This window comes from Bacillus sp. OV166, from assembly GCF_900177675.1.
Taxonomy (GTDB): domain Bacteria; phylum Bacillota; class Bacilli; order Bacillales; family Cytobacillaceae; genus Neobacillus.
The window spans coordinates 373,557-397,241 of the sequence record NZ_FXWM01000001.1 but is presented as its reverse complement, the minus strand read 5'-3'; the positions used below and the strand labels follow the sequence as shown (position 1 = coordinate 397,241).

The 23,685-nt window shown below is 43.4% G+C and carries 18 protein-coding genes, 11 tRNA genes and 3 rRNA genes; 3 read left to right on the top strand and 29 right to left on the bottom strand.

Going from position 1 to position 23,685, the window contains the following annotated elements; translation table 11 throughout:
• Positions 1–9: 9 nt before the first annotated feature.
• The 4 genes from CCK98_RS02075 to moaC all read right to left on the bottom strand — a co-directional run bounded on the left by CCK98_RS02075 (position 10) and on the right by moaC (position 3,586).
• The gene (locus CCK98_RS02075) at positions 10–762 is read right to left on the bottom strand and encodes a sulfite exporter TauE/SafE family protein (protein ID WP_256942226.1); all 753 of its coding nucleotides are present in this window, start codon (positions 760–762) and stop codon (positions 10–12) included.
• A gap of 226 nt (positions 763–988) precedes the next feature.
• Positions 989–2,236 carry an NADP-dependent malic enzyme gene (locus tag CCK98_RS02070; RefSeq protein ID WP_088085070.1) on the bottom strand — a complete coding sequence of 416 codons (1,248 nt, stop codon included), beginning with the start codon at positions 2,234–2,236 and terminating at the stop codon, positions 989–991.
• 159 nt (positions 2,237–2,395) lie between these two features.
• Positions 2,396–3,052, bottom strand: a complete 657-nt coding sequence (locus tag CCK98_RS02065; protein ID WP_088085069.1) for a redox-sensing transcriptional repressor Rex — start codon at positions 3,050–3,052, stop codon at positions 2,396–2,398.
• 36 nt (positions 3,053–3,088) lie between these two features.
• Positions 3,089–3,586, bottom strand: a complete 498-nt coding sequence (gene moaC, locus CCK98_RS02060) for a cyclic pyranopterin monophosphate synthase MoaC (protein WP_088085068.1) — start codon at positions 3,584–3,586, stop codon at positions 3,089–3,091.
• 177 nt (positions 3,587–3,763) lie between these two features.
• Between moaC and CCK98_RS02055 the strand changes: the two genes are divergently transcribed.
• Positions 3,764–5,683, top strand: a complete 1,920-nt coding sequence (locus tag CCK98_RS02055) for an ABC-F family ATP-binding cassette domain-containing protein (protein WP_088085067.1) — start codon at positions 3,764–3,766, stop codon at positions 5,681–5,683.
• A 288-nt stretch (positions 5,684–5,971) separates the two neighbouring features.
• On the opposite strand, the gene tsaD is transcribed toward CCK98_RS02055, so the two are convergent.
• From tsaD to CCK98_RS01960, 19 genes are all read right to left on the bottom strand, one after another.
• Positions 5,972–6,997, bottom strand: a complete 1,026-nt coding sequence (gene tsaD / locus CCK98_RS02050; RefSeq protein ID WP_088085066.1) for a tRNA (adenosine(37)-N6)-threonylcarbamoyltransferase complex transferase subunit TsaD — start codon at positions 6,995–6,997, stop codon at positions 5,972–5,974.
• Positions 6,994–7,443, bottom strand: a complete 450-nt coding sequence (gene rimI, locus CCK98_RS02045; protein ID WP_088085065.1) for a ribosomal protein S18-alanine N-acetyltransferase — start codon at positions 7,441–7,443, stop codon at positions 6,994–6,996. Before rimI ends, tsaD begins: the two co-directional genes overlap by 4 nt.
• A gap of 12 nt (positions 7,444–7,455) precedes the next feature.
• Positions 7,456–8,163, bottom strand: a complete 708-nt coding sequence (gene tsaB, locus CCK98_RS02040) for a tRNA (adenosine(37)-N6)-threonylcarbamoyltransferase complex dimerization subunit type 1 TsaB (protein WP_088085064.1) — start codon at positions 8,161–8,163, stop codon at positions 7,456–7,458.
• Positions 8,160–8,615 (bottom strand): tRNA (adenosine(37)-N6)-threonylcarbamoyltransferase complex ATPase subunit type 1 TsaE, encoded by a 456-nt coding sequence (tsaE, locus tag CCK98_RS02035; RefSeq protein ID WP_088085063.1) that lies wholly within the window; start codon positions 8,613–8,615, stop codon positions 8,160–8,162. The genes tsaB and tsaE overlap by 4 nt, the downstream gene beginning before the upstream one ends.
• 201 nt (positions 8,616–8,816) lie before the next feature.
• Positions 8,817–8,893, bottom strand: a tRNA-Asp gene (locus tag CCK98_RS02030).
• Between the two features lie 3 nt (positions 8,894–8,896).
• Positions 8,897–8,970, bottom strand: a tRNA-Met gene (locus tag CCK98_RS02025).
• Between the two features lie 91 nt (positions 8,971–9,061).
• Positions 9,062–9,178 (bottom strand): 5S ribosomal RNA (gene rrf, locus CCK98_RS02020).
• A gap of 76 nt (positions 9,179–9,254) precedes the next feature.
• Positions 9,255–12,190 (bottom strand): 23S ribosomal RNA (locus CCK98_RS02015).
• A 204-nt stretch (positions 12,191–12,394) separates the two neighbouring features.
• Positions 12,395–13,944 (bottom strand): 16S ribosomal RNA (locus CCK98_RS02010).
• Together the 16S, 23S and 5S rRNA genes with 11 tRNA genes alongside form the textbook arrangement of a ribosomal RNA operon.
• Positions 13,945–14,059: 115 nt before the next feature.
• A tRNA-Gly gene (locus CCK98_RS02005) sits at positions 14,060–14,133 on the bottom strand.
• Positions 14,134–14,149: 16 nt separating this feature from the next.
• Positions 14,150–14,226: transfer RNA gene (locus CCK98_RS02000), tRNA-Pro, on the bottom strand.
• 7 nt (positions 14,227–14,233) lie between these two features.
• Positions 14,234–14,307, bottom strand: a tRNA-Arg gene (locus CCK98_RS01995).
• A 60-nt stretch (positions 14,308–14,367) separates the two neighbouring features.
• A tRNA-Leu gene (locus tag CCK98_RS01990) sits at positions 14,368–14,453 on the bottom strand.
• Between the two features lie 61 nt (positions 14,454–14,514).
• Positions 14,515–14,599 (bottom strand) — tRNA-Leu (locus tag CCK98_RS01985).
• Positions 14,600–14,623: 24 nt separating this feature from the next.
• Positions 14,624–14,698 (bottom strand) — tRNA-Gln (locus tag CCK98_RS01980).
• A 61-nt stretch (positions 14,699–14,759) separates the two neighbouring features.
• A tRNA-Glu gene (locus CCK98_RS01975) sits at positions 14,760–14,831 on the bottom strand.
• Positions 14,832–14,842: 11 nt separating this feature from the next.
• Positions 14,843–14,933: transfer RNA gene (locus tag CCK98_RS01970), tRNA-Ser, on the bottom strand.
• A 3-nt stretch (positions 14,934–14,936) separates the two neighbouring features.
• Positions 14,937–15,011, bottom strand: a tRNA-Asn gene (locus CCK98_RS01965).
• Between the two features lie 264 nt (positions 15,012–15,275).
• Positions 15,276–15,749 (bottom strand): SprT family protein, encoded by a 474-nt coding sequence (locus CCK98_RS01960; RefSeq protein WP_088085062.1) that lies wholly within the window; start codon positions 15,747–15,749, stop codon positions 15,276–15,278.
• A gap of 95 nt (positions 15,750–15,844) precedes the next feature.
• Between CCK98_RS01960 and cmpA the strand changes: the two genes are divergently transcribed.
• Positions 15,845–15,958: a cortex morphogenetic protein CmpA gene (gene cmpA, locus CCK98_RS01955; RefSeq protein WP_088085061.1), complete on the top strand. Its 114-nt coding sequence runs from the start codon at positions 15,845–15,847 to the stop codon at positions 15,956–15,958.
• Positions 15,959–16,207: 249 nt separating this feature from the next.
• Here the strand turns inward: cmpA and CCK98_RS01950 are convergent, their stop codons facing one another.
• The 6 genes from CCK98_RS01950 to acpS form a co-directional block, all read right to left on the bottom strand.
• The gene (locus tag CCK98_RS01950; protein WP_088085060.1) at positions 16,208–18,382 is read right to left on the bottom strand and encodes a Tex family protein; all 2,175 of its coding nucleotides are present in this window, start codon (positions 18,380–18,382) and stop codon (positions 16,208–16,210) included.
• Positions 18,383–18,565: 183 nt separating this feature from the next.
• On the bottom strand, positions 18,566–18,916 hold the full coding sequence (ndoA, locus tag CCK98_RS01945; RefSeq protein WP_007083556.1) for a type II toxin-antitoxin system endoribonuclease NdoA: 351 nt from the start codon (positions 18,914–18,916) through the stop codon (positions 18,566–18,568).
• 4 nt (positions 18,917–18,920) lie between these two features.
• Positions 18,921–19,202, bottom strand: coding sequence for a CopG family ribbon-helix-helix protein (locus CCK98_RS01940; protein WP_066097189.1), 282 nt, complete (start codon positions 19,200–19,202; stop codon positions 18,921–18,923).
• Positions 19,203–19,473: 271 nt separating this feature from the next.
• The gene (gene alr / locus CCK98_RS01935; RefSeq protein ID WP_088085059.1) at positions 19,474–20,637 is read right to left on the bottom strand and encodes an alanine racemase; all 1,164 of its coding nucleotides are present in this window, start codon (positions 20,635–20,637) and stop codon (positions 19,474–19,476) included.
• A gap of 125 nt (positions 20,638–20,762) precedes the next feature.
• On the bottom strand, positions 20,763–21,776 hold the full coding sequence (locus CCK98_RS01930; protein ID WP_088085058.1) for an outer membrane lipoprotein carrier protein LolA: 1,014 nt from the start codon (positions 21,774–21,776) through the stop codon (positions 20,763–20,765).
• 382 nt (positions 21,777–22,158) lie between these two features.
• On the bottom strand, positions 22,159–22,509 hold the full coding sequence (acpS, locus tag CCK98_RS01925) for a holo-ACP synthase (protein ID WP_088085057.1): 351 nt from the start codon (positions 22,507–22,509) through the stop codon (positions 22,159–22,161).
• A 250-nt stretch (positions 22,510–22,759) separates the two neighbouring features.
• Here acpS and CCK98_RS01920 point away from each other — a divergent pair, with 250 nt between their 5' ends.
• On the top strand, positions 22,760–23,485 hold the full coding sequence (locus tag CCK98_RS01920; RefSeq protein WP_088085056.1) for a rhomboid family intramembrane serine protease: 726 nt from the start codon (positions 22,760–22,762) through the stop codon (positions 23,483–23,485).
• The last annotated feature ends 200 nt before the right edge of the window (positions 23,486–23,685 follow it).

The window sequence follows — 23,685 nt, the reverse complement described above, 5'->3', positions numbered from 1 at the left end:
AATGATGCCTTAACTTATGAGCAAAATAGCTCCTGCGATAATAGGGGTCAGGACCATCGCACTTTTTAATACAGGCTGCGGAGCAAGGGCTGTAAACTTAGCCCCGACATAGGAGCCAATCATCGTTCCTCCTACCACTTCAACTAACAGGGTTAAATTCAGGTATCCTTCGAAATAGTAGCCGATTCCTCCTGCTAAAGCGATTGGCAAAATAACGAGCATTGTTGTACCCACTGATTGTTTAAGCGAAAGTCCCATGATGACAAGCAATCCGATTTGAATGAACGGCGCAGCACCTATCCCAAATGTACCAGACAACAATCCGGTAACCAACCCGACGACTGCCGCTTTCTTAATGAGAACCAGGTTGCCAGGTTTCACTTTTTTGTTGTTTGCCTTTATTTTTTGAACAATAAATAAGCGTACAACCAGTATTACAGCCGACAAAAATAACATCCCTGCTGTTAACCAATGCAAAGAATGGATCGGAATCAAACTGGCTAGTTTTGAACCTAAATAGGAGGCAACTGCCCCAAATCCGCCTACGATTAAACCGGTTTTAATTGAGATATTTCCTTGACGAAAATGACTGTAGGCACCTGACATGCTCGTAAACACCATCGCTGCTAGTGATGTCCCTAACGCCATATGTATTGGTACTCCAAAAATAACTGTTAAGATGGCAATAATAAAGCCGGAGCCGCCCGCCCCAACAAATCCTAATAATATCCCAAGCACAAACATCGTCAGCACAATCGCCAACTTCATCCCCTCCGATTGCAAAACCCTAGATGTCCTTCTAGGAAATGTTAAAATTAGTTACCTAAAAACGTGGTCATACCCACCGATTTAAAAAAGAAAAAAACTATCATTCATTATTGTACTAAAAATTTAAAAGGTATATCGGAATTATGCCCTAATTCCCAAAATTTGAAAGACTACCTCTAGTTTGAGATAGTCCTCCCTTAAAAGCTAGATTTTACTCGACCTAAACATGCACTGGTTGTTTTGCTTCTGCTAATGATAATAGGCGTTGTTTTATTTCCTCAACATTGACAATTTTTTGAGCTACCCCTGTTTCCATTGCAGCGTAAGCGACTGCAGCCGCTACTTGTGCTGCGACCCTAGGATCAAAAGGGTCTGGAATAACATGATCAGCATGAAGTTCTTCATCTGAAATTAATCCAGCAATTGCATATACCGCAGCAAGCTTCATTTCCTCGTTGATTTCCTTTGCACGGACATCTAAAGCACCGCGGAAAATACCTGGGAAAGCAAGCACATTATTAACCTGGTTTGGAAAATCAGATCGTCCTGTACCCACTACAAGTGCTCCTGCTTCTTTGGCCGCATCGGGCATAATTTCCGGTACAGGGTTGGCCATGGCAAAGATAATCGGGTTACGGTGCATAGAACCAACCATATCCTTTGTAACGGCCCCGGCTGCTGATACCCCCACAAACACATCTGCGTCAACGAGCGCATCGGCTAACGCTCCTTGTTTTTGCTCGCGATTTGTCATTCGCGCCATTTCATCTTTGAATCGATTCATTCCGAACGGGCGGGCTTCATAAATAATTCCTTTTGTATCACATAAAATAACATCCTTCGCGCCCATATGCAGCAGGAGCTTAACAATTGCTACTCCAGCTGAACCTGCTCCGTTTACGGCAACACGAATATCTTTAATTTTTTTATCTGCTAATTTTAATGCGTTGATTAGACCAGCGGCTGTTACAATCGCGGTTCCATGCTGGTCATCATGAAAAACAGGAATCTCGCAGGCTTTGCGGAGGCGGTCTTCAATTTCAAAGCATTGCGGCGCAGCAATATCCTCCAAGTTCACTCCGCCAAATGTTGGTTCTAGCAGCTTGACGGTTTCTACGATCTGGTCTGTGTCAGTGGTGGCCAAGCAAATGGGAAAGGCATCAACATCTGCGAACGATTTGAATAACACGGCCTTTCCTTCCATCACAGGCATCGCAGCTTTTGGTCCAATGTTTCCAAGCCCCAGGACCGCTGTCCCATTGGATACCACTGCGACAAGATTGCCCTTCGAGGTATAATCATAGACTTTATTTTCGTCTGCATAAATGTCCAAACATGGCTCTGCAACACCGGGTGAATAGGCAAGGCTTAAATCTTTTGCATTATGTACTGCCACCTTAGAATAAATCCCAACCTTGCCTTGGTGTTCCTTGTGCATTTTTAACGCTTCATCTCGTAAAATTGACATTGAATTTCCCCCACTTCCCGGTTAGTAACCGCTTGCATTTTATCTACCTACATCTTAGTGCATAAGAAAGTATTTTTATAGATTATGTAATTAAAAAAAGCAGGGATTTAATCATACAAAAGGCCTTCCACAAATTTTGTGGAAAGCCTTTTTAACTAATTATTCTTCATCTATTTCGACCGTTGGATAATGCTTTAAAAAGTAGACTAGCGATTGAAGCTCCACAGCCAAGTCAATATGATGGACCCTTATTAAGGGTGGAACATTTAACCTCGCTGGAGTGAAATTTAAGATCCCTTTTACATTCGCTTGGACCAGTCGATCGGTTATCATTTGTGCGGCAGGAGCCGGAACCGTTAATATCGCCACTGAAATATTAGTTTCTGATAACACCTTCTCTAAATCGTCCATAGGGTGAACAGGTACCTCGCGAATCATGGTTCCCATTTTGTCGGGATCCACATCGAAGGCGCATTCTATTTTTGTGTTATTATTTTTTAAAAAGTTATAGTTTAAAAAGGCAGTCCCAAGATTTCCGACTCCTATTAAGGCAACCTTAGTTAATTCATCCTGATCTAGGGTCTTTCGGAAGAAGGATATTAAGTAATTAACATTATACCCATAGCCCTTTTTTCCTAACGCACCGAAATAGGAAAAGTCGCGGCGAATCGTTGCTGAGTCTACCTTTACTGCTTCACTCAATTCCGCTGAAGAGACCCTTTGCTTGCCTGAACTTTGCAGGTTTTTTAGAAATCGATAATAGAGGGGCAGCCGTTTTGCTGTCGCCTGTGGTATTTTCGTTGTTTCATTACTCATAATCTCCCACACCCCATGAATGGTTTAGTTAAAAATTTATTTAACTCTTTCATCTCTTTTAAAATCACCGTTTTTACCGCCCGTTTTTTCGACAAGATACGTCGGTCCAATTACCATACCTTTATCAACGGCTTTACACATATCATAAACCGTTAAGGCACATGCGGATGCGGCTGTTAACGCTTCCATTTCTACACCTGTGTTCCCTTTCGTTTTAACGGCTGCAGCAATATATAATTGATAGTTCTCATCCTTATCCTGTTCCCAAGAGAAAGAAATATTAACACCTGTTAATGGAATCGGATGGCACATTGGAATCAAATCCCATGTCTTCTTTGCTGCCATGACAGCTGCTATCTGGGCCACAGCTAAGACATCGCCCTTCTTCATCTCATTATTAGTTATTTTATCATAAATTTCTTTACTAACGGTAATGCTGGAATGAGCAAGCGCCGTACGTGCCGTTTCCGGCTTATCACTGACGTCGACCATTTTTGCTCTGCCTTCTTCATTAAAATGCGTAAATTCTGCCATATAAAAAATCCTCCCATCAAATCATACACTATTTTTCCTTATATGTGTGTGAAACTTTGAACTATATATTACATTTTATGTCGGTTTAAGACTTCACTCCGCTAATATGGCGAGCAGTTTATTGCCGACATACCGGGAATAAGGTACACTAATCCTATGTAATAGAGGTGAATGAGAATGATTTTGCTACAGGTTAATCAATTAGAAAAATATTATGGTGCTGACCTTATTTTATCGAATATTAAGCTCGAATTACAAACTCGGGACCGTGTTGCCCTTGTTGGACGCAATGGGGCGGGAAAATCGACATTATTGAAAATTATTGCCGGACACTTGTCGCATGATGGCGGAGAAATCATCAAGCCAAAAGAAGTGACGATTGGCTATTTAGCTCAAAATACTGGGTTAGAATCATCATTATCCATATGGGATGAAATGCTGACGGTTTTTGAACCGCTGCGATTGATGGAAAAACAACTCCGCACACTTGAAGAACAAATGGCTGATCCCCTCGTTTTTGGAGACAGTGGCAGGTACGAAAGAATCCTAAAAGAGTACGATCATCTTCAGGTCAAATTTAAAGAACTGGGAGGGTATCAGTATGAGGCAGAGATGCGCTCCGTCCTTCATGGGCTGAATTTCCATGATAAATCCTTGATGATATCTAGTTTAAGCGGCGGGCAGAAAACTCGTCTAGCCCTTGGTAAACTCTTGTTAACCAGGCCTGATATCCTAATATTGGATGAGCCCACAAACCACCTTGATATTGATACGCTTTCCTGGCTGGAGCAATATTTACAAAGTTATCATGGGGCGATTTTGATCGTTTCCCATGACCGCTATTTTTTAGATAAAGTTGTTACTCAAGTTTATGAAGTATCCCGTAAGCAAATCCAAAGGTTTACAGGCAACTATAGTACTTACCTTAATCAAAAGGCCGCAAATTATGAGCGTGATTTAAAGCTTTTCGAAAAACAACAGCAAGAGGTCGCGGATCTCCAAGACTTTATCAACCGGAATTTAGCGCGGGCATCGACAACCAAACGTGCCCAAAGCCGTCGTAAAAAGCTTGAAAAGATGGAGATGATGGATCGTCCATTAGGCGATGAAAAGTCTGCTTCCTTCACGTTTGAAATTGAAAAACAAAGCGGAAATGATGTTTTAACAGTGGATTCACTCGCTGTTGGGTACAAGGATGGTAAGGTTTCAGAGTCCATATCTTTCCGGGCCTATAAAGGTGAAAGTATCGCCTTGGTTGGACCGAATGGTATCGGCAAATCAACACTGTTAAAAACAATAATCAAAAAGTTGCCTGCACTTGAGGGAACCATATTCTATGGGACAAACCTTCAGATTGGGTATTACGACCAGGAGCAAGCTGAATTGACCTCCAATAAGCGGGTCTTAAATGAACTCTGGGATGACTATCCACTAAAAAATGAAAAAGAAATACGTACGGTGCTCGGTAATTTCTTATTTTCTGGTGATGATGTCTTAAAAATAGTTTCCACCTTAAGCGGCGGTGAGAAAGCCCGTCTAGCTTTAGCTAAACTGATGTTGGAGAAAGCAAATGTCTTAATTTTGGACGAGCCTACCAACCACCTTGATTTAGATAGTAAGGAAGTTCTAGAGAATGCTTTAATCGATTACCCGGGCACGATATTGTTTGTCTCACACGACAGGTATTTTATTAACCGGATTGCCACAAAGGTCTTAGAACTTAGTCGTCATGGAAGTACAGAATACCTCGGGGATTATGATTATTATTTAGAGAAGAAACTAGAACAGGAAGAACTTGCGGCACTGGCCATGGCTGCAACAGCAAAAAGGGCAGCACAAACGGATGCTTTTGAAAAAAACTCTTATCAACAGGATAAGGAAAGTAAAAAACAAGAGCGTCAGCGAAAAAGAAAATTAGAAGAAATGGAACAACGAATTGAAGAGCTAGAAGAGCAAATTCAAGAATTCGAGCAGCAATTATGCGAACCAGACATTTTTCAAAATCATGAAAAAGTGTTGGAAATCAACATAAAAAATGAAAAGGCAAAGTCTGAACTCGAGCACTTAATGGAAGAATGGGCGGAACTTGCTGAATAATTATGCAAAAACCAGGCATTCGCCTGGTTTTTTGTTTATTATGACAATTATCGACAAATTTTGATATGATGGCAATAATTCATTAAGTTATACACTTTTCCACATTCTTATTCACATTACAAACAGGACAGTTTCAATGTTATTTTTACTTTTCCACATTATCCACAATAAATCCCTTACTTATCCACATTATACACAGATAACACCCCACTTATCCACATTCACCAGTTTTTGATCTGCATTTTTATAAAATCTTATCAACAAAAAAACTCTTCTTATCCAGAAGAGTTATTCATTGTATATTTCGATATCCAGTCCCGGGTTGGCATTTAGGGAAAGGTCTGCTCTAATTCCTTTTTCGAACATCACGCTTCCAGCAGCAGCAATCATCGCTGCATTATCAGTACATAGGGATAATGGCGGAATCACTAATTCAATTCCAGGTTTCTCTGAAAAGGTCTTTTCCAAAGCATTTCTAAGGCCTTTATTGGCGGCAACTCCGCCAGCCACTAATACTTGTCCTACCCCATATTCAGCGACGGCCTTTTCTGTTTTCTTCACTAACACTTCAATCACGCTGGCTTGAAAGCTTGCAGCAAGGTCTTCAGGGGCAATTATCTCACCGCGTTGCTCGGCATTATGAACCGTATTAATAACAGCAGATTTTAAGCCGCTAAAGCTAAAATCATAGGAACCTTCTTCTAACCATGCCCGAGGTAAATTAATTGTTGGATTTCCAGCCTGCGCCAAACGGTCAATATGTGGACCACCAGGGTACGGCATGTTTAACGTTCGCGCAACCTTGTCGTAGGCTTCACCAGCAGCGTCATCCCTTGTTTCGCCGATGACTTCAAAATGTCCATGTTCCTTCATATAAACAAGCTCTGTATGCCCGCCTGAAACGACCAGAGCAAGGAGCGGGAATTTTAACTCAGTGACAAGCCTGTTCGCATAAATATGTCCAGCAATATGGTGGACTGGAACTAGTGGTTTGTTTTGAGCAAATGCCAATGCTTTCGCGGCATTTACCCCAATTAAAAGGGCACCGACTAATCCTGGTCCTTCTGTGACAGCAATGGCATCAATCTCAGCAAAAGTAACATTTGCCTGCTTCAATGCTTCCTCAATGACAATAGTCATTTGCTCTACATGGTGGCGGGAGGCTATTTCTGGAACCACACCACCGAAGCGTTTATGACTTTCAATTTGCGATGCGACAACATTTGCCGCAATTTCTCTGCCATTTTTAATAATGGCGACAGCCGTCTCATCACAGCTTGTCTCAATACCCAAAATCCATTGATCTTTTTTCATAAATTTACCCACATCACTAAACCATCTTCCTGATTATCTGAATAATAATTTTTGCGGATCCCGCCATTTTGAAAACCAAGCTTTCGATAAAGAGATTGTGCAACATGATTGGTCACACGCACTTCAAGGGTCATACTCTTTGCTCCCATCTCTTTGGCCACTGTCATCATTTTTTGCATGGTTGCCTCACCAAGTTTCCTGCCCCTATATTCAGGCAGAATGGCCACATTCGTTACATGTGCCTCATCGATCACGATCCAAGCCCCACAGTACCCGAGAATTTTGTTACTTTCCTCTAGGACGATATAAACAGCAAATCGATTATTATGCAATTCATTATAAAATGCTTCACGACTCCAGGGGGTTGTAAATGATGCATGTTCTACTTCTAAAATTTGGTCAATGTCCTCTTCCCTCATCTTGCGAAAAACAAAAGAATCTACCATAACTCTCTATTCCTATCCATTTAAAATTTTTCCTTTCGCTTCTAACCATTTAGCTTCAGCTTCAGCTAAACGGATATAATTTGGAACAAAAGAATGAATGTCCTCCCCTGGTTTATCCTTACCAAGAAGGGCAAGTTCAGCTGGACGTGGATTTTGTTCCGTACTAGCTGCGAAAATAGCCTGTGATCCTAATGCTGCTTCAATTGCTGCTTGATGGAGTGGTAAATCATTTCCGACAAATAGTATCGCTTTTCCTGAATTTTTTAGATCCTCTGCACGGTCTACTAACATGACCAAACGATCCTCTTCAATCGTTTGTAGTTCGTCATTTTGATATTGATACAAGCCAGTATAGACCTGTCCTCTTCTTGCATCAAATAGAGGTGACACATAACCATCAAAGTAGCGACCGACCCCAGATGCTAAAATTTCCAAGCTGGAAATACCTACGAGCGGGATGTTCAAAGTCCAAGCTAATGTTTTAGCAATGGTTACACCTATTCTAACTCCTGTATACGAGCCCGGTCCTTTGGCGACGACAATCTTAGTTAAATCCCCCGGAACCTTTTCGCAATCCTTCATTAGTGTCTGAATAGCAGGCATAATTCGAACAGAGTGGTTCTTTTTTAAATTGGTTATATATTCACCAAGTACTTGATTATCTTCTAACAGCGCCACTCCTAAGGCATAGTTAGAAGTATCAATCGCTAATATGGTCATGAAAAAGTCTCCTTACATAATTGCTCATATCTTTTCCCCTGAGGTACTAAAACCATTCTTCTAGTATCCCCTTCTTCACGATATAAGAAAATAGTCAGTCTTTCCTGTGGGAGCTGCTCTTCAATTAAATGAGCCCATTCCACTACCGTCACTCCATCACCTTCAAAATACTCATCAAAACCGAGGTCTTCGAAGGCATCCGCAACCCGGTATACATCCATGTGATATAACGGGAGTTTTCCCTTATATTCTTTAATAATCGTAAATGTCGGACTGTTAACTGTTCTTTTAATCTCCAACCCTTTAGCCAAGCCCTTAGTGAATGTAGTCTTTCCAGCACCTAAATCACCTTCAAGAGCAATGACATCTCCAGGTTGTAATAACCCAGCTAACTTTGCTGCAAATTGGGAAGTTTCCTCAGAATCCGTTGTTATTAGTTCGAATTGATTCATTCAATCACCTTTTTATTTTAACTTAGCGTCACATCTTCATTTTACCTTAATTATGTGCAAAAAACCTTAGGATCTCTCCTAAGGATGCATATTACATATGTAGTTTACATGATTTTTAACAATTGAGCAAAAAAGCTTGTCCTTATTAAACGGCATAAAAAAAGACGAAACCTTGTTTCGTACTAATTTTTGCAATATAAATGGCGGTCCGGACGGGACTCGAACCCGCGACCTCCTGCGTGACAGGCAGGCATTCTAACCAACTGAACTACCGGACCAAATTGCGGGGACAGGATTTGAACCTGCGACCTTCGGGTTATGAGCCCGACGAGCTACCAGACTGCTCCACCCCGCGACAATAGAAATAAAAATATGTTTTAAATTACTACACCATAATATTATATCACCAGAAACAGTAATTATGTATGGTTTTTAAAGTAATTATAGCCTGGCAACGTCCTACTCTCACAGGGACGCGTGTCCCAACTACCATCGGCGCTGAGAAGCTTAACTTCCGTGTTCGGTATGGGAACGGGTGTGACCTTCTCGCCATAATTGCCAAACTATTTTGTTGAGGTATCATTCCCTCAAAACTAGATAATGCAGAAGAAGTTTGTAAAAATAAGTATGCCTTAAAAATTGGTTAAGTCCTCGAACGATTAGTATCAGTCAGCTCCACATGTTACCACGCTTCCACCTCTGACCTATCAACCTGATCATCTTTCAGGGTTCTTACTAGCTAGCGCTATGGGAAATCTCATCTTGAGGGGGGCTTCATGCTTAGATGCTTTCAGCACTTATCCCGTCCGCACATAGCTACCCAGCGATGCCCTTGGCAGAACAACTGGTACACCAGCGGTGCGTCCATCCCGGTCCTCTCGTACTAAGGACAGCTCCTCTCAAATTTCCTGCGCCCACGACGGATAGGGACCGAACTGTCTCACGACGTTCTGAACCCAGCTCGCGTACCGCTTTAATGGGCGAACAGCCCAACCCTTGGGACCGACTACAGCCCCAGGATGCGATGAGCCGACATCGAGGTGCCAAACCTCCCCGTCGATGTGGACTCTTGGGGGAGATAAGCCTGTTATCCCCGGGGTAGCTTTTATCCGTTGAGCGATGGCCCTTCCATGCGGAACCACCGGATCACTAAGCCCGACTTTCGTCCCTGCTCGACTTGTAGGTCTCGCAGTCAAGCTCCCTTGTGCCTTTACACTCTGCGAATGATTTCCAACCATTCTGAGGGAACCTTTGGGCGCCTCCGTTACTCTTTAGGAGGCGACCGCCCCAGTCAAACTGCCCACCTGACACTGTCTCCCACCCCGATCAGGGGTGCGGGTTAGAATTTCAATACAGCCAGGGTAGTATCCCACCGACGCCTCCACCGAAGCTAGCGCTCCGGCTTCTCAGGCTCCTACCTATCCTGTACAAGCTGTACCAAAATTCAATATCAGGCTACAGTAAAGCTCCACGGGGTCTTTCCGTCCTGTCGCGGGTAACCTGCATCTTCACAGGTACTATAATTTCACCGAGTCTCTCGTTGAGACAGTGCCCAGATCGTTACGCCTTTCGTGCGGGTCGGAACTTACCCGACAAGGAATTTCGCTACCTTAGGACCGTTATAGTTACGGCCGCCGTTTACTGGGGCTTCGATTCAGAGCTTCGCTTGCGCTAACCCCTCCTCTTAACCTTCCAGCACCGGGCAGGCGTCAGCCCCTATACTTCGCCTTGCGGCTTCGCAGAGACCTGTGTTTTTGCTAAACAGTCGCCTGGGCCTATTCACTGCGGCTCTTCGAGGCTATTCACCTCAAAAAGCACCCCTTCTCCCGAAGTTACGGGGTCATTTTGCCGAGTTCCTTAACGAGAGTTCTCTCGCTCACCTTAGGATTCTCTCCTCGCCTACCTGTGTCGGTTTGCGGTACGGGCACCTTTTATCTCGCTAGAGGCTTTTCTTGGCAGTGTGGAATCAGGAACTTCGGTACTAAATTTCCCTCGCTATCACAGTTCAGCCTTATGCGAGAAGCGGATTTGCCTACTTCTCAGCCTAACTGCTTAGACGCGCATATCCAACAGCGCGCTTACCCTATCCTCCTGCGTCCCCCCATTGCTCAAACGATAAAGAGGTGGTACAGGAATATCAACCTGTTGTCCATCGCCTACGCCTTTCGGCCTCGGCTTAGGTCCCGACTAACCCTGAGCGGACGAGCCTTCCTCAGGAAACCTTAGGCATTCGGTGGATGAGATTCTCACTCATCTTTCGCTACTCATACCGGCATTCTCACTTCTAAGCGCTCCACCAGTCCTTACGGTCTAGCTTCAACGCCCTTAGAACGCTCTCCTACCACTGACATCTACGATGTCAATCCACAGCTTCGGTGATACGTTTAGCCCCGGTACATTTTCGGCGCAGAGTCATTCGACCAGTGAGCTATTACGCACTCTTTAAATGGTGGCTGCTTCTAAGCCAACATCCTGGTTGTCTAAACAACTCCACATCCTTTTCCACTTAACGTATACTTTGGGACCTTAGCTGGTGGTCTGGGCTGTTTCCCTTTTGACTACGGATCTTATCACTCGCAGTCTGACTCCCACGGATAAGTCTTTGGCATTCGGAGTTTGTCTGAATTCGGTAACCCGATGAGGGCCCCTAGTCCAAACAGTGCTCTACCTCCAAGACTCTTACTACGTGAGGCTAGCCCTAAAGCTATTTCGGAGAGAACCAGCTATCTCCAAGTTCGATTGGAATTTCTCCGCTACCCACACCTCATCCCCGCACTTTTCAACGTGCGTGGGTTCGGGCCTCCATCCAGTGTTACCTGGACTTCACCCTGGACATGGGTAGATCACCTGGTTTCGGGTCTACGACCACATACTCATACGCCCTATTCAGACTCGCTTTCGCTGCGGCTCCGTCTCTTCAACTTAACCTTGCATGGGATCGTAACTCGCCGGTTCATTCTACAAAAGGCACGCTATCACCCATTAACGGGCTCTAACTACTTGTAGGCACACGGTTTCAGGAACTATTTCACTCCCCTTCCGGGGTGCTTTTCACCTTTCCCTCACGGTACTGGTTCACTATCGGTCACTAGGGAGTATTTAGCCTTGGGAGATGGTCCTCCCTGCTTCCGACCGGATTTCTCGTGTCCGGCCGTACTCAGGATCCACTCAGGAGGGAACGAAGTTTCGACTACAGGGTTTTTACCTTCTATGACGGACCTTTCCAGATCGCTTCATCTACCCCGTTCCTTTGTAACTCCATGTTGAGTGTCCTACAACCCCAAGAGGCAAGCCTCTTGGTTTGGGCTATGTCCCGTTTCGCTCGCCGCTACTCAGGGAATCGCGTTTGCTTTCTCTTCCTCCGGGTACTTAGATGTTTCAGTTCCCCGGGTATGCCTTCCATACCCTATGTATTCAGGTAAAGATACTGTTCCATTACGAACAGCGGGTTCCCCCATTCGGAAATCTCCGGATCAAAGCTTACTTACAGCTCCCCGAAGCATATCGGTATTAGTCCCGTCCTTCATCGGCTCCTAGTGCCAAGGCATTCACCGTGCGCCCTTTCTAACTTAACCTAAAAGGTTATTCTCTTACTTACATAAGAGAGAAAACTAAAATGGCATTGACTCGGTTCTTACATTGACTTCTTCATTACGATTATCTAGTTTTCAAAGAACGATTAAAAAAAGCTTTGAGAGAATTGTACTCTCAAAACTAAACAAACAAAGATCGTGTCACAAACTGTTTTGTCTGGCTCACAGGTCCAGCTTTATCCTTAGAAAGGAGGTGATCCAGCCGCACCTTCCGATACGGCTACCTTGTTACGACTTCACCCCAATCATCTGTCCCACCTTAGGCGGCTGGCTCCTTACGGTTACCCCACCGACTTCGGGTGTTACAAACTCTCGTGGTGTGACGGGCGGTGTGTACAAGGCCCGGGAACGTATTCACCGCGGCATGCTGATCCGCGATTACTAGCGATTCCGGCTTCATGCAGGCGAGTTGCAGCCTGCAATCCGAACTGAGAATGGTTTTATGGGATTGGCTAAACCTCGCGGTCTTGCAGCCCTTTGTACCATCCATTGTAGCACGTGTGTAGCCCAGGTCATAAGGGGCATGATGATTTGACGTCATCCCCACCTTCCTCCGGTTTGTCACCGGCAGTCACCTTAGAGTGCCCAACTAAATGCTGGCAACTAAGATCAAGGGTTGCGCTCGTTGCGGGACTTAACCCAACATCTCACGACACGAGCTGACGACAACCATGCACCACCTGTCACTCTGTCCCCCGAAGGGGAACGTCCTATCTCTAGGAGTGTCAGAGGATGTCAAGACCTGGTAAGGTTCTTCGCGTTGCTTCGAATTAAACCACATGCTCCACCGCTTGTGCGGGCCCCCGTCAATTCCTTTGAGTTTCAGCCTTGCGGCCGTACTCCCCAGGCGGAGTGCTTAATGCGTTAGCTGCAGCACTAAGGGGCGGAAACCCCCTAACACTTAGCACTCATCGTTTACGGCGTGGACTACCAGGGTATCTAATCCTGTTTGCTCCCCACGCTTTCGCGCCTCAGCGTCAGTTACAGACCAGAAAGCCGCCTTCGCCACTGGTGTTCCTCCACATCTCTACGCATTTCACCGCTACACGTGGAATTCCGCTTTCCTCTTCTGCACTCAAGTCCCCCAGTTTCCAATGACCCTCCACGGTTGAGCCGTGGGCTTTCACATCAGACTTAAAGGACCGCCTGCGCGCGCTTTACGCCCAATAATTCCGGACAACGCTTGCCACCTACGTATTACCGCGGCTGCTGGCACGTAGTTAGCCGTGGCTTTCTGGTTAGGTACCGTCAAGGTACCGGCAGTTACTCCGGTACTTGTTCTTCCCTAACAACAGAGCTTTACGACCCGAAGGCCTTCATCGCTCACGCGGCGTTGCTCCATCAGACTTTCGTCCATTGTGGAAGATTCCCTACTGCTGCCTCCCGTAGGAGTCTGGGCCGTGTCTCAGTCCCAGTGTGGCCGATCACCCTCTCAGGTCGGCTACGCATCGTCGCCTTGGTGAGCCGTTACCTCACCAACTAGCTAATGCGCCGCGGGCCCATCTGTAAGTGTCAGCCGAAACCGACTTTCAGCTTTTCCTCATGAGAGGAAAAGGATTATCCGGTATTAGCACCGGTTTCCCGGTGTTATCCCAGTCTTACAGGCAGGTTGCCCACGTGTTACTCACCCGTCCGCCGCTAATCAACAGGAGCAAGCTCCTATTGATTCGCTCGACTTGCATGTATTAGGCACGCCGCCAGCGTTCGTCCTGAGCCAGGATCAAACTCTCCAAGAAAGTTGATTAGCTCATTTGTTACGTTGGCATAGTTTCTTAATTGAAACTAAAATTTTTTGTTTGTTTGCACGATTTTGTTTGTTTAGTTTTCAAAGAACAATTATTAAAGGTAATTTGGAGCGGGTGAAGAGAATCGAACTCTCATCATCAGCTTGGAAGGCTGAGGTTTTACCACTAAACTACACCCGCGTAAAATATATCCGACTGGTCGGGAAGACAGGATTCGAACCTGCGACCCCTTGGTCCCAAACCAAGTGCTCTACCAAGCTGAGCTACTTCCCGTAAAAAATGCGCCCTGAGAGATTCGAACTCCCGACCTTTTGATTCGTAGTCAAACACTCTATCCAGCTGAGCTAAGGGCGCATGTATTGGAGTCAACTTTTAAAGTATACCAGACTCGATATTGTTTGTCAACAACTTATTTGGTGCGGCCGAGAGGACTTGAACCTCCACGGGGTTGCCCCCACTAGGCCCTCAACCTAGCGCGTCTGCCATTCCGCCACGACCGCACGATAATTAGCGACAAAAACAATCATAACACACTAACCAAATTAATTCAAGTAAAACATTTGGTGCGGGTGAAGGGAGTCGAACCCCCACGCCTTGCGGCGCCAGATCCTAAGTCTGGTGCGTCTGCCAATTCCGCCACACCCGCAATTAATATTGATTTATAAAAAAATGGCTGGGCTAGCTGGATTTGAACCAACGCATGTCGCAGTCAAAGTGCGATGCCTTACCGCTTGGCTATAGCCCAATATTGATATTCATAAAGATTAAGAAACAGGAAATGAATCAATGTCATTCCCCGTCCCAGATGACCCCTACGGGACTCGAACCCGTGTTACCTCCGTGAAAGGGAGGTGTCTTAACCGCTTGACCAAGGGGCCGAAAAAATATATGGCGGAGAAGGAGGGATTTGAACCCTCGCGCCGGTCACCCGACCTACACCCTTAGCAGGGGCGCCTCTTCAGCCTCTTGAGTACTTCCCCATATGGCTCCGCAGGTAGGACTCGAACCTACGACCGATCGGTTAACAGCCGATAGCTCTACCACTGAGCTACTGCGGAATAATAATATTACATTCTCTAATCTAAGCTATATTACAACCATGTCCCCACCTCAGTAAGTAACCCAAGGAGCGTCTCGGTGTGTACAACTCGCAGCAAATTCATGATGCCTCGCTCGTCTCTACCACTGAGCTACTGCGGAATAATAGTATTAAAAACCTTAAATCAATTAGGCAATCACCTTATCGACTCTTTACATTATAATGACGATATAATAGAAAGTCAATATAGTTTTTAGATAAAGATTTTTTCCAAATTCTTACGCTACTCCACAATTATTTCTTTTATTTTCATTAATTTCCCCTTACATTTCCCACATACATATCTACTAGTATCGATGCTCCTCTTTCTTTTGTAAGATAGCTGACATTTCGAGCATTGATATAGAAGGATCTTTTTGGATGTCCGTTTTCCTGGTCTATCAGGTAATTGTGCACAAAATCGCGGTGCTCCTACTTTTTTTAATAATTGCTTAAACTCTTGGTCTCTATGCTGATACCCCTTCCTTTCAAGGTGAAGATGATAATGGCATAGCTCATGTTTAATAATCCCCACTAATTCTTTTACACCTAGCTGCTCGTAATATTTTTTATTTATTTCAATATTATGTGTGCCAAGAAGGTATCTGCCGCCTGTTGACCTTAGTCTTGAATTGAAAGACGCTATGTGTCGAAACTGCTTCCCAAATGATTCAACAGATATCTTTTCAACTAATGATTGAAGTTCTTGTTGTTCCATTTTGGGACCCTCACTTTCTTTGCGAACATGACAACCTATTATAGCATATATTGTATATACCTTTAATAATGATGTACTTTTCGGGAGGTTTTATTATGCCAACTTGGTTGCAAAACCAAATGAAAAGAGCTTTCTATGAGAAAGATCGCTATCAGATCAAGATGCTAAACCAGTGCTGGTTCTTTTACAGAAAAAAACACTTCTCTTAAGTTCATGAGGACAATTTATGCTCTTCTCTTCCTAATTATTGTCCTCATGAACACCTCATGAGGACAACTTACACCTTTCCCTTGCTATTTCTGTCCTCATGAACATTTATGGGACTCTTTCCCTTCACATCTAATAATTATTTCTAAGAGTTAATTGATAGGGACAAAAATAAAAAAGAAGACCAACTCGCTTTGCGAAATGGTCTTCTATAATGGTGTTATGTTATTACATGAACCCGTTACTTCCAATTAGTTCGATGGCGCCAGCATTGTTAACGCAACCCGGCCTTTTTTCATATCAACGGAATCCACCCATACAGTGACTACATCCCCTACTGACACAATATCCAATGGATGCTTTACAAATCTATTGCTTAGTTTGGAAATATGCACAAGCCCGTCCTGCTTAACGCCGATATCAACAAATGCACCGAAGTCCACAACATTCCGAACCGTACCCTGCAGCTCCATACCTGCTTGTAGATCTTCTAACTTAAGGACATCTTTTTTCAAAAGAGGGCGTGGCAAATCATCGCGCGGGTCGCGTTCCGGCCTTACCAAAGCATCAATAATATCCTTTAGGGTTAATTCCCCGATAGCAAGTTCTTCTGAAACAGCTTTTAAATCAATCCCATTAAGAGCAGTTATTAACTCATCCGAACCAAGGTCATCAGTTGTAAATCCTAGACTCGCTAATAATTTCTTCACTTCGTCGTAATTTTCCGGATGAATCCCTGTCCGGTCAAGCGGCTGCTTGCCATCTAATACGCGCAAGAACCCAATCGCCTGCTCATAGGTTTTTGCACCAAGACGAGGTACTTTCTTTAATTGAACCCTGCTCGTAAATTTCCCTTCCTCTTCACGCTTTTTGACAATATTATTAGCAGCAGTCTTGTTAAGCCCCGCTACATACTGTAAAAGTGATGGAGAAGCAGTATTCACATTTACACCGACCCTGTTAACGGCTGTTTCGACCACAAAATGCAACGATTCTGACAGACGTTTCTGGGAAACATCATGCTGGTATTGACCGACACCAACCGATTTTGGGTCAATTTTCACCAATTCCGCTAATGGATCCTGCAACCGGCGGGCAATAGAGGCCGCACTTCTTTCTTCTACCTGAAGATTTGGAAACTCTTCTCTGGCAAGCTCGGAAGCAGAATATACACTTGCACCTGCTTCATTTACAATCAAATAGAAAATTTCATTGTCCATTTCTTTTAAGATATCTGCCACAAACTGTTCTGTTTCCCTTGAGGCTGTGCCATTTCCGATTGCCGCCATTTCAACTTTGTACTCGCGGAGGATGTTAATAAACTTTTCGCGCGCTTCTTTGGCTTTGTTAACCGGTGGATGGGGGTAGATCACATCTATCTTCAGCACCTTGCCTGTTTCATCTACGACTGCTAATTTACAGCCTGTCCTGTAGGCAGGGTCGACACCGATGACGACTTTGCCTTTCAACGGTGGCTGTAAAAGTAAGTTACGAAGGTTTTCAGAGAATATATGTATGGCTTGCTCTTCACCTTTTTCCGTTAATTCACTGCGGATTTCCCGCTCGATGGAAGGTTGAATCAATCTTTTGTAGCTATCTTCCATTGCCTCTATCACAATCGGCGCTGCAGGTGAATGCTGAACACGGATCCACTTTCTCGATAAATATGACAAGATTAAATCGGCATTCATTTTAATCGAAACTCTTAAAATGTCCTCTTTTTCCCCGCGATTTAAGGCGAGAATTCGATGGGGTACTATTTTATTTACAGGTTCTTCGTATTCATAGTACATTTCGTAGACGTTTTTCTCGTCTTTTTCCGCTTCTTTGACCACCGATACAACTGCACCGGATTTAAACGTTTCTTTACGAATCCATTTACGGCTTTCAGCATCATCAGAAACCCATTCCGCAATAATATCTTTCGCGCCAGCAATCGCATCCTCAACGGTAAGGACTTCTTTTTCTTCTGATAAAAATTGTTTTGCTTTTTCTTCCACACTTTCTTTTGTAAAAGTCAGAAGCCACTCTGCAAAAGGTTCCAAGCCTTTTTCTTTTGCAATCGTCGCTTTTGTCCGTCTTTTTTGTTTATATGGCCTGTATAAGTCTTCAACCTCTTGAAGCTTTTCGGCTTTGGTAATCGCCTGGTTAAGTTCGTCTGTTAATTTTCCTTGTTCAGCAATGATTCGAATAACCTCTTCTTTTCTATGCTCAAGGTTTTGAATATACTGCCATCGTTCTAAAATATTCCGAATCTGTACTTCATCAAGCGCTCCTGTCATTTCTTTCCGATATCGAGCAATAAAAGGAACTGTATTGCCTTCATCTAATAAAGAAATCACACTCTTTACTTGTTTATAAGAAATTGTCAGTTCAGCAGCAATTTTCTTTAACAATTGATCATCTTTTACGATTGTATCATTCACAAAACAATCCTCCATTCCTTTTCATTCTATTGTATCAGAATCATTAGACCGTTTCATTATTGTGCCTTCTGCAATTTATTCAAAAAAAAATAGGCGAGCATGTGAGCTCGCCTAAGCAGAAGTAGAAAATGAGGTCAGGATATGTATGAAAAAACGCTCTTCCTAAAAAGAGCGTGCTTTAAATTAAAATTCGATGAGACCCAGGCTAACCTGCAAGGCTTCATCCACTTTTTCCATCATTTCGTCATCGAGATGGGTGATTTTATCGGTTAACCGCTGCTTATCAATTGTACGAATTTGCTCTAACAGAATGACCGAGTCTCGTTCAAATCCGTAGCGCTTCGCATCAATTTCTACATGAGTAGGAAGCTTGGCTTTTTGAATTTGAGCTGTAATCGCTGCAACAATCACTGTGGGACTAAACCGATTCCCGATGTCGTTTTGGATGACAAGTACAGGTCGGACGCCGCCTTGTTCAGAACCAACAACTGGGGATAGGTCCGCGAAATAAACGTCACCACGTTTGACTATCAAAGGATTATCCTCCGCTTACAAGACGTTCAACTGTGTGTTCTGCCTCATATTCTGCTAAAAATGCTTCTGATGCAATTCTAAGATTTATCTTTGCCATTTCCATGTATCCACGTCTCATCGACTCGCGAATTTGTCTCTTTTTTCGTTCGCGTAAATACATTTTTGTTGCTTGGTAGATAAACTCGCTGCGGTTTACATTTTCTTGTTTAACAAAACCATCTAATTCCGTTAAAAGATGTTGCGGTAACTTCACTAAGATTTCCGTAGTTGCGCCTGACTCAGCCACAAACATACACCTCCACCATCACTACACACCATTTTTATCTAACCAGAATTCCTTCTGACGCATAAATTCAACACACTACATGAGTCGACCCAGAGTCTGTTTCATACAGTGAGTTTCACTTATATATCTGTACCATATACAATAATAACACTTATCGAACTTATTGCATAGACTATTTATAATACTACTGTATTATAAGCCAATAAAACACTCTTTTATGCACAAATTACCGCAGTATCATAAATATGACTGGAAATCTTCATTTAGCCCATTAATCTTCAAGAAGGTAATTTTTTAAATCGACAATTTTTCCACCCTTTTTATAAAGGCGCGGAACTCGATTTGCAATGATACATGGAACTTCATAATTAATCGTGTCAAGCTTTTGGGCGATTTCATTAACGGAAATAAACTGATCCTCGTCCCCGCCGATTAATGTTACGGTGGTCCCAATTGGAACATGATATGGGAGACGAATCATACATTGATCCATACAGATTCGACCGACAATTGGCGACCTCGTTCCCTTAACAAGCACCTCTTGGCCTTGCAGTTTGCGAATCCAACCGTCTGCATAGCCAATCGGAATCGTCCCAATCCACTCTTCTTCACCGGTTTCATACGTTGCCCCATAGCTCACTTTTTCGCCCTTTTGCAACTTCTTAACATGGACAAGTCGTGACCTGAGTGAAAATGCTTCCCGGAGCGGAAAAGGAATTTCACTTTCCATTTCAAGTGAAGGTGTCAGGCCATACATCGCAATGCCAATCCGAACGGCATTAAAATAAGCGCTAGGATATCTTAGTGTAGCAGCACTATTGCTTGAGTGGATATACTTCGGTTGTTCTTTTAGCCCATTGGCCATACTGTCAAATAACGCTAATTGCTTACGAAAATAGGTTTCATCCAGTTCATCCGCCGTAGCAAAATGTGTATAAATCCCTTCCAATATGAATTGGTCATTTTCGGAGATGATTTGTTCGATTGCAGTTAACTCTGATAAGCTGCGAACACCAATTCTCCCCATCCCTGTATCTACTTTGATATGAAAAGAAATGCGATCCGCTGTCTTTAGATGTTTTATGGCCTCTTGCAGCCATTCCTTCTGGAAAACGGTAAGGGTAATATTAAATTTCGCTGCCACTTGAACATCTTCAGGCCGTGTAGCACCCAAGACAAGAATAGGAGCAGTAATTCCTTTCTTTCTTAAGGCAATCGCTTCATCCATAAAGGCAACTGCTAAATAGGCTGCACCTGCTTCAAGTGCTGTTTCTGCCACTTGAATATCCCCGTGGCCATATGCATTTGCTTTGACAACTGCGATCATATTCACGCCTTGAGGCAAATGCTTTTTGACGGAGGCAACATTGGCAAGAATACAATCTAAATCTATTTCCGCCCAAGTATCTCTATAAAAAAAACCTTGCTCTTCCATGTTTCCACTTCCTAATTGCTTTTATTAAATGTCATTCCATTTTATCACAAAAATTATCAAACTGCTGTTTACTATCATTTACAAATAAAAAACAGGCCCTGTAAAGAGCCTGCTAGTATCAATATTTATTTTACTGCTTCACCTTGGACAGATGCTGCAACTTCAATCATTTCTTCCTTCGTGAGGTTTTTCGATGCAATCATGTAATCCACACCATTATGTGACCAAGAGAGGGAGTGTTCCGAAACTGCTCCGATCGTCATACCTAAGTCGACAATATCACCTTCAATATAGGTTGGATTCGCAGACGCTGTTTTTGCTGTTACCTTTTCCTGGACAAGCGTGAACGATTTTTTGCCATCATAGGTGAGGACAACCCTCTTGCCATCTTCAAGCGCCACTTCTTTTTCCTCAATCAATTTTGTCCCTTTAAGTTCTGTGGTTGGATACAAAACAGTAAAGGCTTTATCGCCGCCATCTGCCATAGCAGGCAAATTAAGCTGCGCACGTGTCATGTTTTTCTTCATATCGAAATCATCCTTGTCAAAGCTGGCATTAAATTTCACTTTGGAAAACTCAACAGTTACAAGGGCATTTCGATCCGGATCCATTACTTTTACCACAGCAGGTGATAAATCACTTTTATTCAACTTGATTTCTTGGAATGGCAGCATTGTATTGTTTTGATAGCGGGTCTTCGTTTCGAATACATAATATTCTTTAGTAGTGGAGAATTTTGCACTTTTATCGGCAACAATATCCTTAATCAGCGATTCATACAAGTAGGCCTGGCTGCTGTTTTGCGGCCAATCGCTTTGGAAACGGAAGCTCTTATTTAGAGCAGGTGTAAGTACAAATACCCCTTCGTTATTCCTTAATATCATCTGACTTTGATCTTTTTGAGCATTTTTCAAATTCACACGATAAAAGGTAGGATCTTTATGCCAAATTTCAACCTTATAAATTTGTGAATCAGATCCCATTTTCAACGTCATTTTTGCATTCACCTTATAGCCACTTAAGTCGTCTAGTTTCCCCGTTAGCTCTTTTACCACATCACCTTGTGATTTAGAACCGCAGGCAGCTAGTACAAAAATGACCATGAGCCCCGTGATTAGCAGCAATAACTTTTTCCTCATTCCTTCAACCCCTTCTTGTCTCATTTCATATGATTATAGAGAAGAGAAAGGCAGGGGTCAGGCAATGGAGTTTGCTTTCCAAAATGACCATGGCTGACCTTGTCTCTCCTGTTTCCCTATGAATATATGAGACAACCTAAAGGAATATGATAAGGAGTTGCCAAGCTATTTAATTTTACAGCTATGTTAAATCCCATTGTTAAATTTGACACTATGTTGATTGGAGCGGAAGGTGCGAGACTCCTGCGGGAGGACGGGGCAGGGGAGACCCCGCAGGCGCTTAGCGCCGAGGAGGCGGTTAGTACCCGCGCGGCGCTGCGCACCTGAAGCGGAAATCAACATACAAGTTTAACAGAACTAATATTATAAAAATTTATATGCACTAAATTACTTCAATAATTACATGCGCTACTGCGTAATCTCTACTATGTGAAATAGATAAATGGGCATGCGCCTCTGGTTTTGCAAAAAATGGTTTTCCAGATCTATCATTTTCAATTTCAATATCTAAAAATGATATCTCTTCTCCAATACCTGTGCCATTCGCTTTAGAATACGCTTCTTTCGCCGCAAAGCGCCCTGCTAAAAATTCTACTTTTCTGACATCCGATAAACCTTCAAATTTTAGCCGCTCATTCGGAGTTAACACGCGGTCCACAAACTTCTTTTGTCGATTGAGGATGCCCTCAATCCTTGAAAGTTCAATAATATCGATCCCAATCCCTTTAATCATCGTTCATCTTCCTTCTATTTGATATACAATGAGCATAAGTAATAAGAAAAGCGCAAGCGCCCGTTTAGCGGCGTATGGACTGGAGCACTTTGACTGAGATAAAGGAAACACGGAGAGCGTTAGCGATCCGATGTTGACTTATCGTAGGGAAAAGAGCGAAGTCCACTAGCCGCTGGGCGCTGGAGCTAGACAGTAGTCAAAGTTCAATTTCTATACTTATATATTTTGAGAAACTCAGGAGGTTTTTATCATGTTTACGAGAACGGAAAGTTTTCGCGATTTTATCCGCCTTTATCCGATTGTTTCTATTATTATTACCATTCATGTAGGATTATATCTTTTAACGAGAATAACCATCTTCCCAAACGCTTGGTTCTTTGAAAATCTTTCTGGAGTTAATCTTTATATTAAGGAAGGGGAATATTGGCGGCTGATTACACCGACCTTTATTCATAGTGGTTTTCCACACATGCTGTTTAATAGCTTTTCACTTGTGTTATTTGGACCGGCACTGGAGCGCATGCTTGGAAGCGGCAGATTTTTATTTGTCTATCTGCTGTCAGGTTTTATTGCAAATGTCGCCACACTGCTGCTCCAGCCGCTCACCTATACCCACGTTGGCTCAAGTGGAGCGATATTTGGTTTGTTTGGTTATTACCTGGCGGTTATTATGTTTCGGAAACATATGCTTTCCAAGCAAAACTCGCAAATAATCCTTACTCTTTGTGTTGTCAGTCTCATTATGACATTTTTACAGCCAAATATTAATATTACCGCCCATCTTTTTGGATTACTTGGTGGTTTTTTAATGGGGGCGATTCCTTATTTTAATAAAAAAGATTTATCCGATTCGATTCGAGGCACCGCGAACTGGGCCAGCAGTAAGAAAAGCAGCATCTCCTATCAATCTCCATTGAAAGTGATCATTTGGGCGTCAATTATTATCATTGTCATTCTCGGATTACTAGCACAATAAGAAAAGCGCAAGCGCCCTGTTCAGCGGCGTATGGCCTGGAGCGCTCCAACCGAGATAAAGGAAACACGAAGAGCCGAAGGCGCATTCGATGTTGACTTATCGTAGGGCGGAGAGCGAAGGACACTAGCCGCTAGGGCGCTGGAGCTGGACAATTTTCAAAGTCGAAATTTATACTTTCTTATCTTGAAATAACAGGGATT

Coding starts and splice junctions, on each gene's coding strand:
- CCK98_RS02070 (WP_088085070.1), bottom strand. CDS start 2,236: ATGTCAATTTTACGAGATGAAGCGTTAAAAATGCACAAGGAACACCAA.
- CCK98_RS02065 (WP_088085069.1), bottom strand. CDS start 3,052: ATGAGTAATGAAACAACGAAAATACCACAGGCGACAGCAAAACGGCTG.
- moaC (WP_088085068.1), bottom strand. CDS start 3,586: ATGGCAGAATTTACGCATTTTAATGAAGAAGGCAGAGCAAAAATGGTC.
- CCK98_RS02055 (WP_088085067.1), top strand. CDS start 3,764: ATGATTTTGCTACAGGTTAATCAATTAGAAAAATATTATGGTGCTGAC.
- tsaD (WP_088085066.1), bottom strand. CDS start 6,997: ATGAAAAAAGATCAATGGATTTTGGGTATTGAGACAAGCTGTGATGAG.
- rimI (WP_088085065.1), bottom strand. CDS start 7,443: ATGGTAGATTCTTTTGTTTTTCGCAAGATGAGGGAAGAGGACATTGAC.
- tsaB (WP_088085064.1), bottom strand. CDS start 8,163: ATGACCATATTAGCGATTGATACTTCTAACTATGCCTTAGGAGTGGCG.
- tsaE (WP_088085063.1), bottom strand. CDS start 8,615: ATGAATCAATTCGAACTAATAACAACGGATTCTGAGGAAACTTCCCAA.
- CCK98_RS01960 (WP_088085062.1), bottom strand. CDS start 15,749: ATGGAACAACAAGAACTTCAATCATTAGTTGAAAAGATATCTGTTGAA.
- cmpA (WP_088085061.1), top strand. CDS start 15,845: ATGCCAACTTGGTTGCAAAACCAAATGAAAAGAGCTTTCTATGAGAAA.
- alr (WP_088085059.1), bottom strand. CDS start 20,637: ATGGAAGAGCAAGGTTTTTTTTATAGAGATACTTGGGCGGAAATAGAT.
- CCK98_RS01930 (WP_088085058.1), bottom strand. CDS start 21,776: ATGAGGAAAAAGTTATTGCTGCTAATCACGGGGCTCATGGTCATTTTT.
- acpS (WP_088085057.1), bottom strand. CDS start 22,509: ATGATTAAAGGGATTGGGATCGATATTATTGAACTTTCAAGGATTGAG.
- CCK98_RS01920 (WP_088085056.1), top strand. CDS start 22,760: ATGTTTACGAGAACGGAAAGTTTTCGCGATTTTATCCGCCTTTATCCG.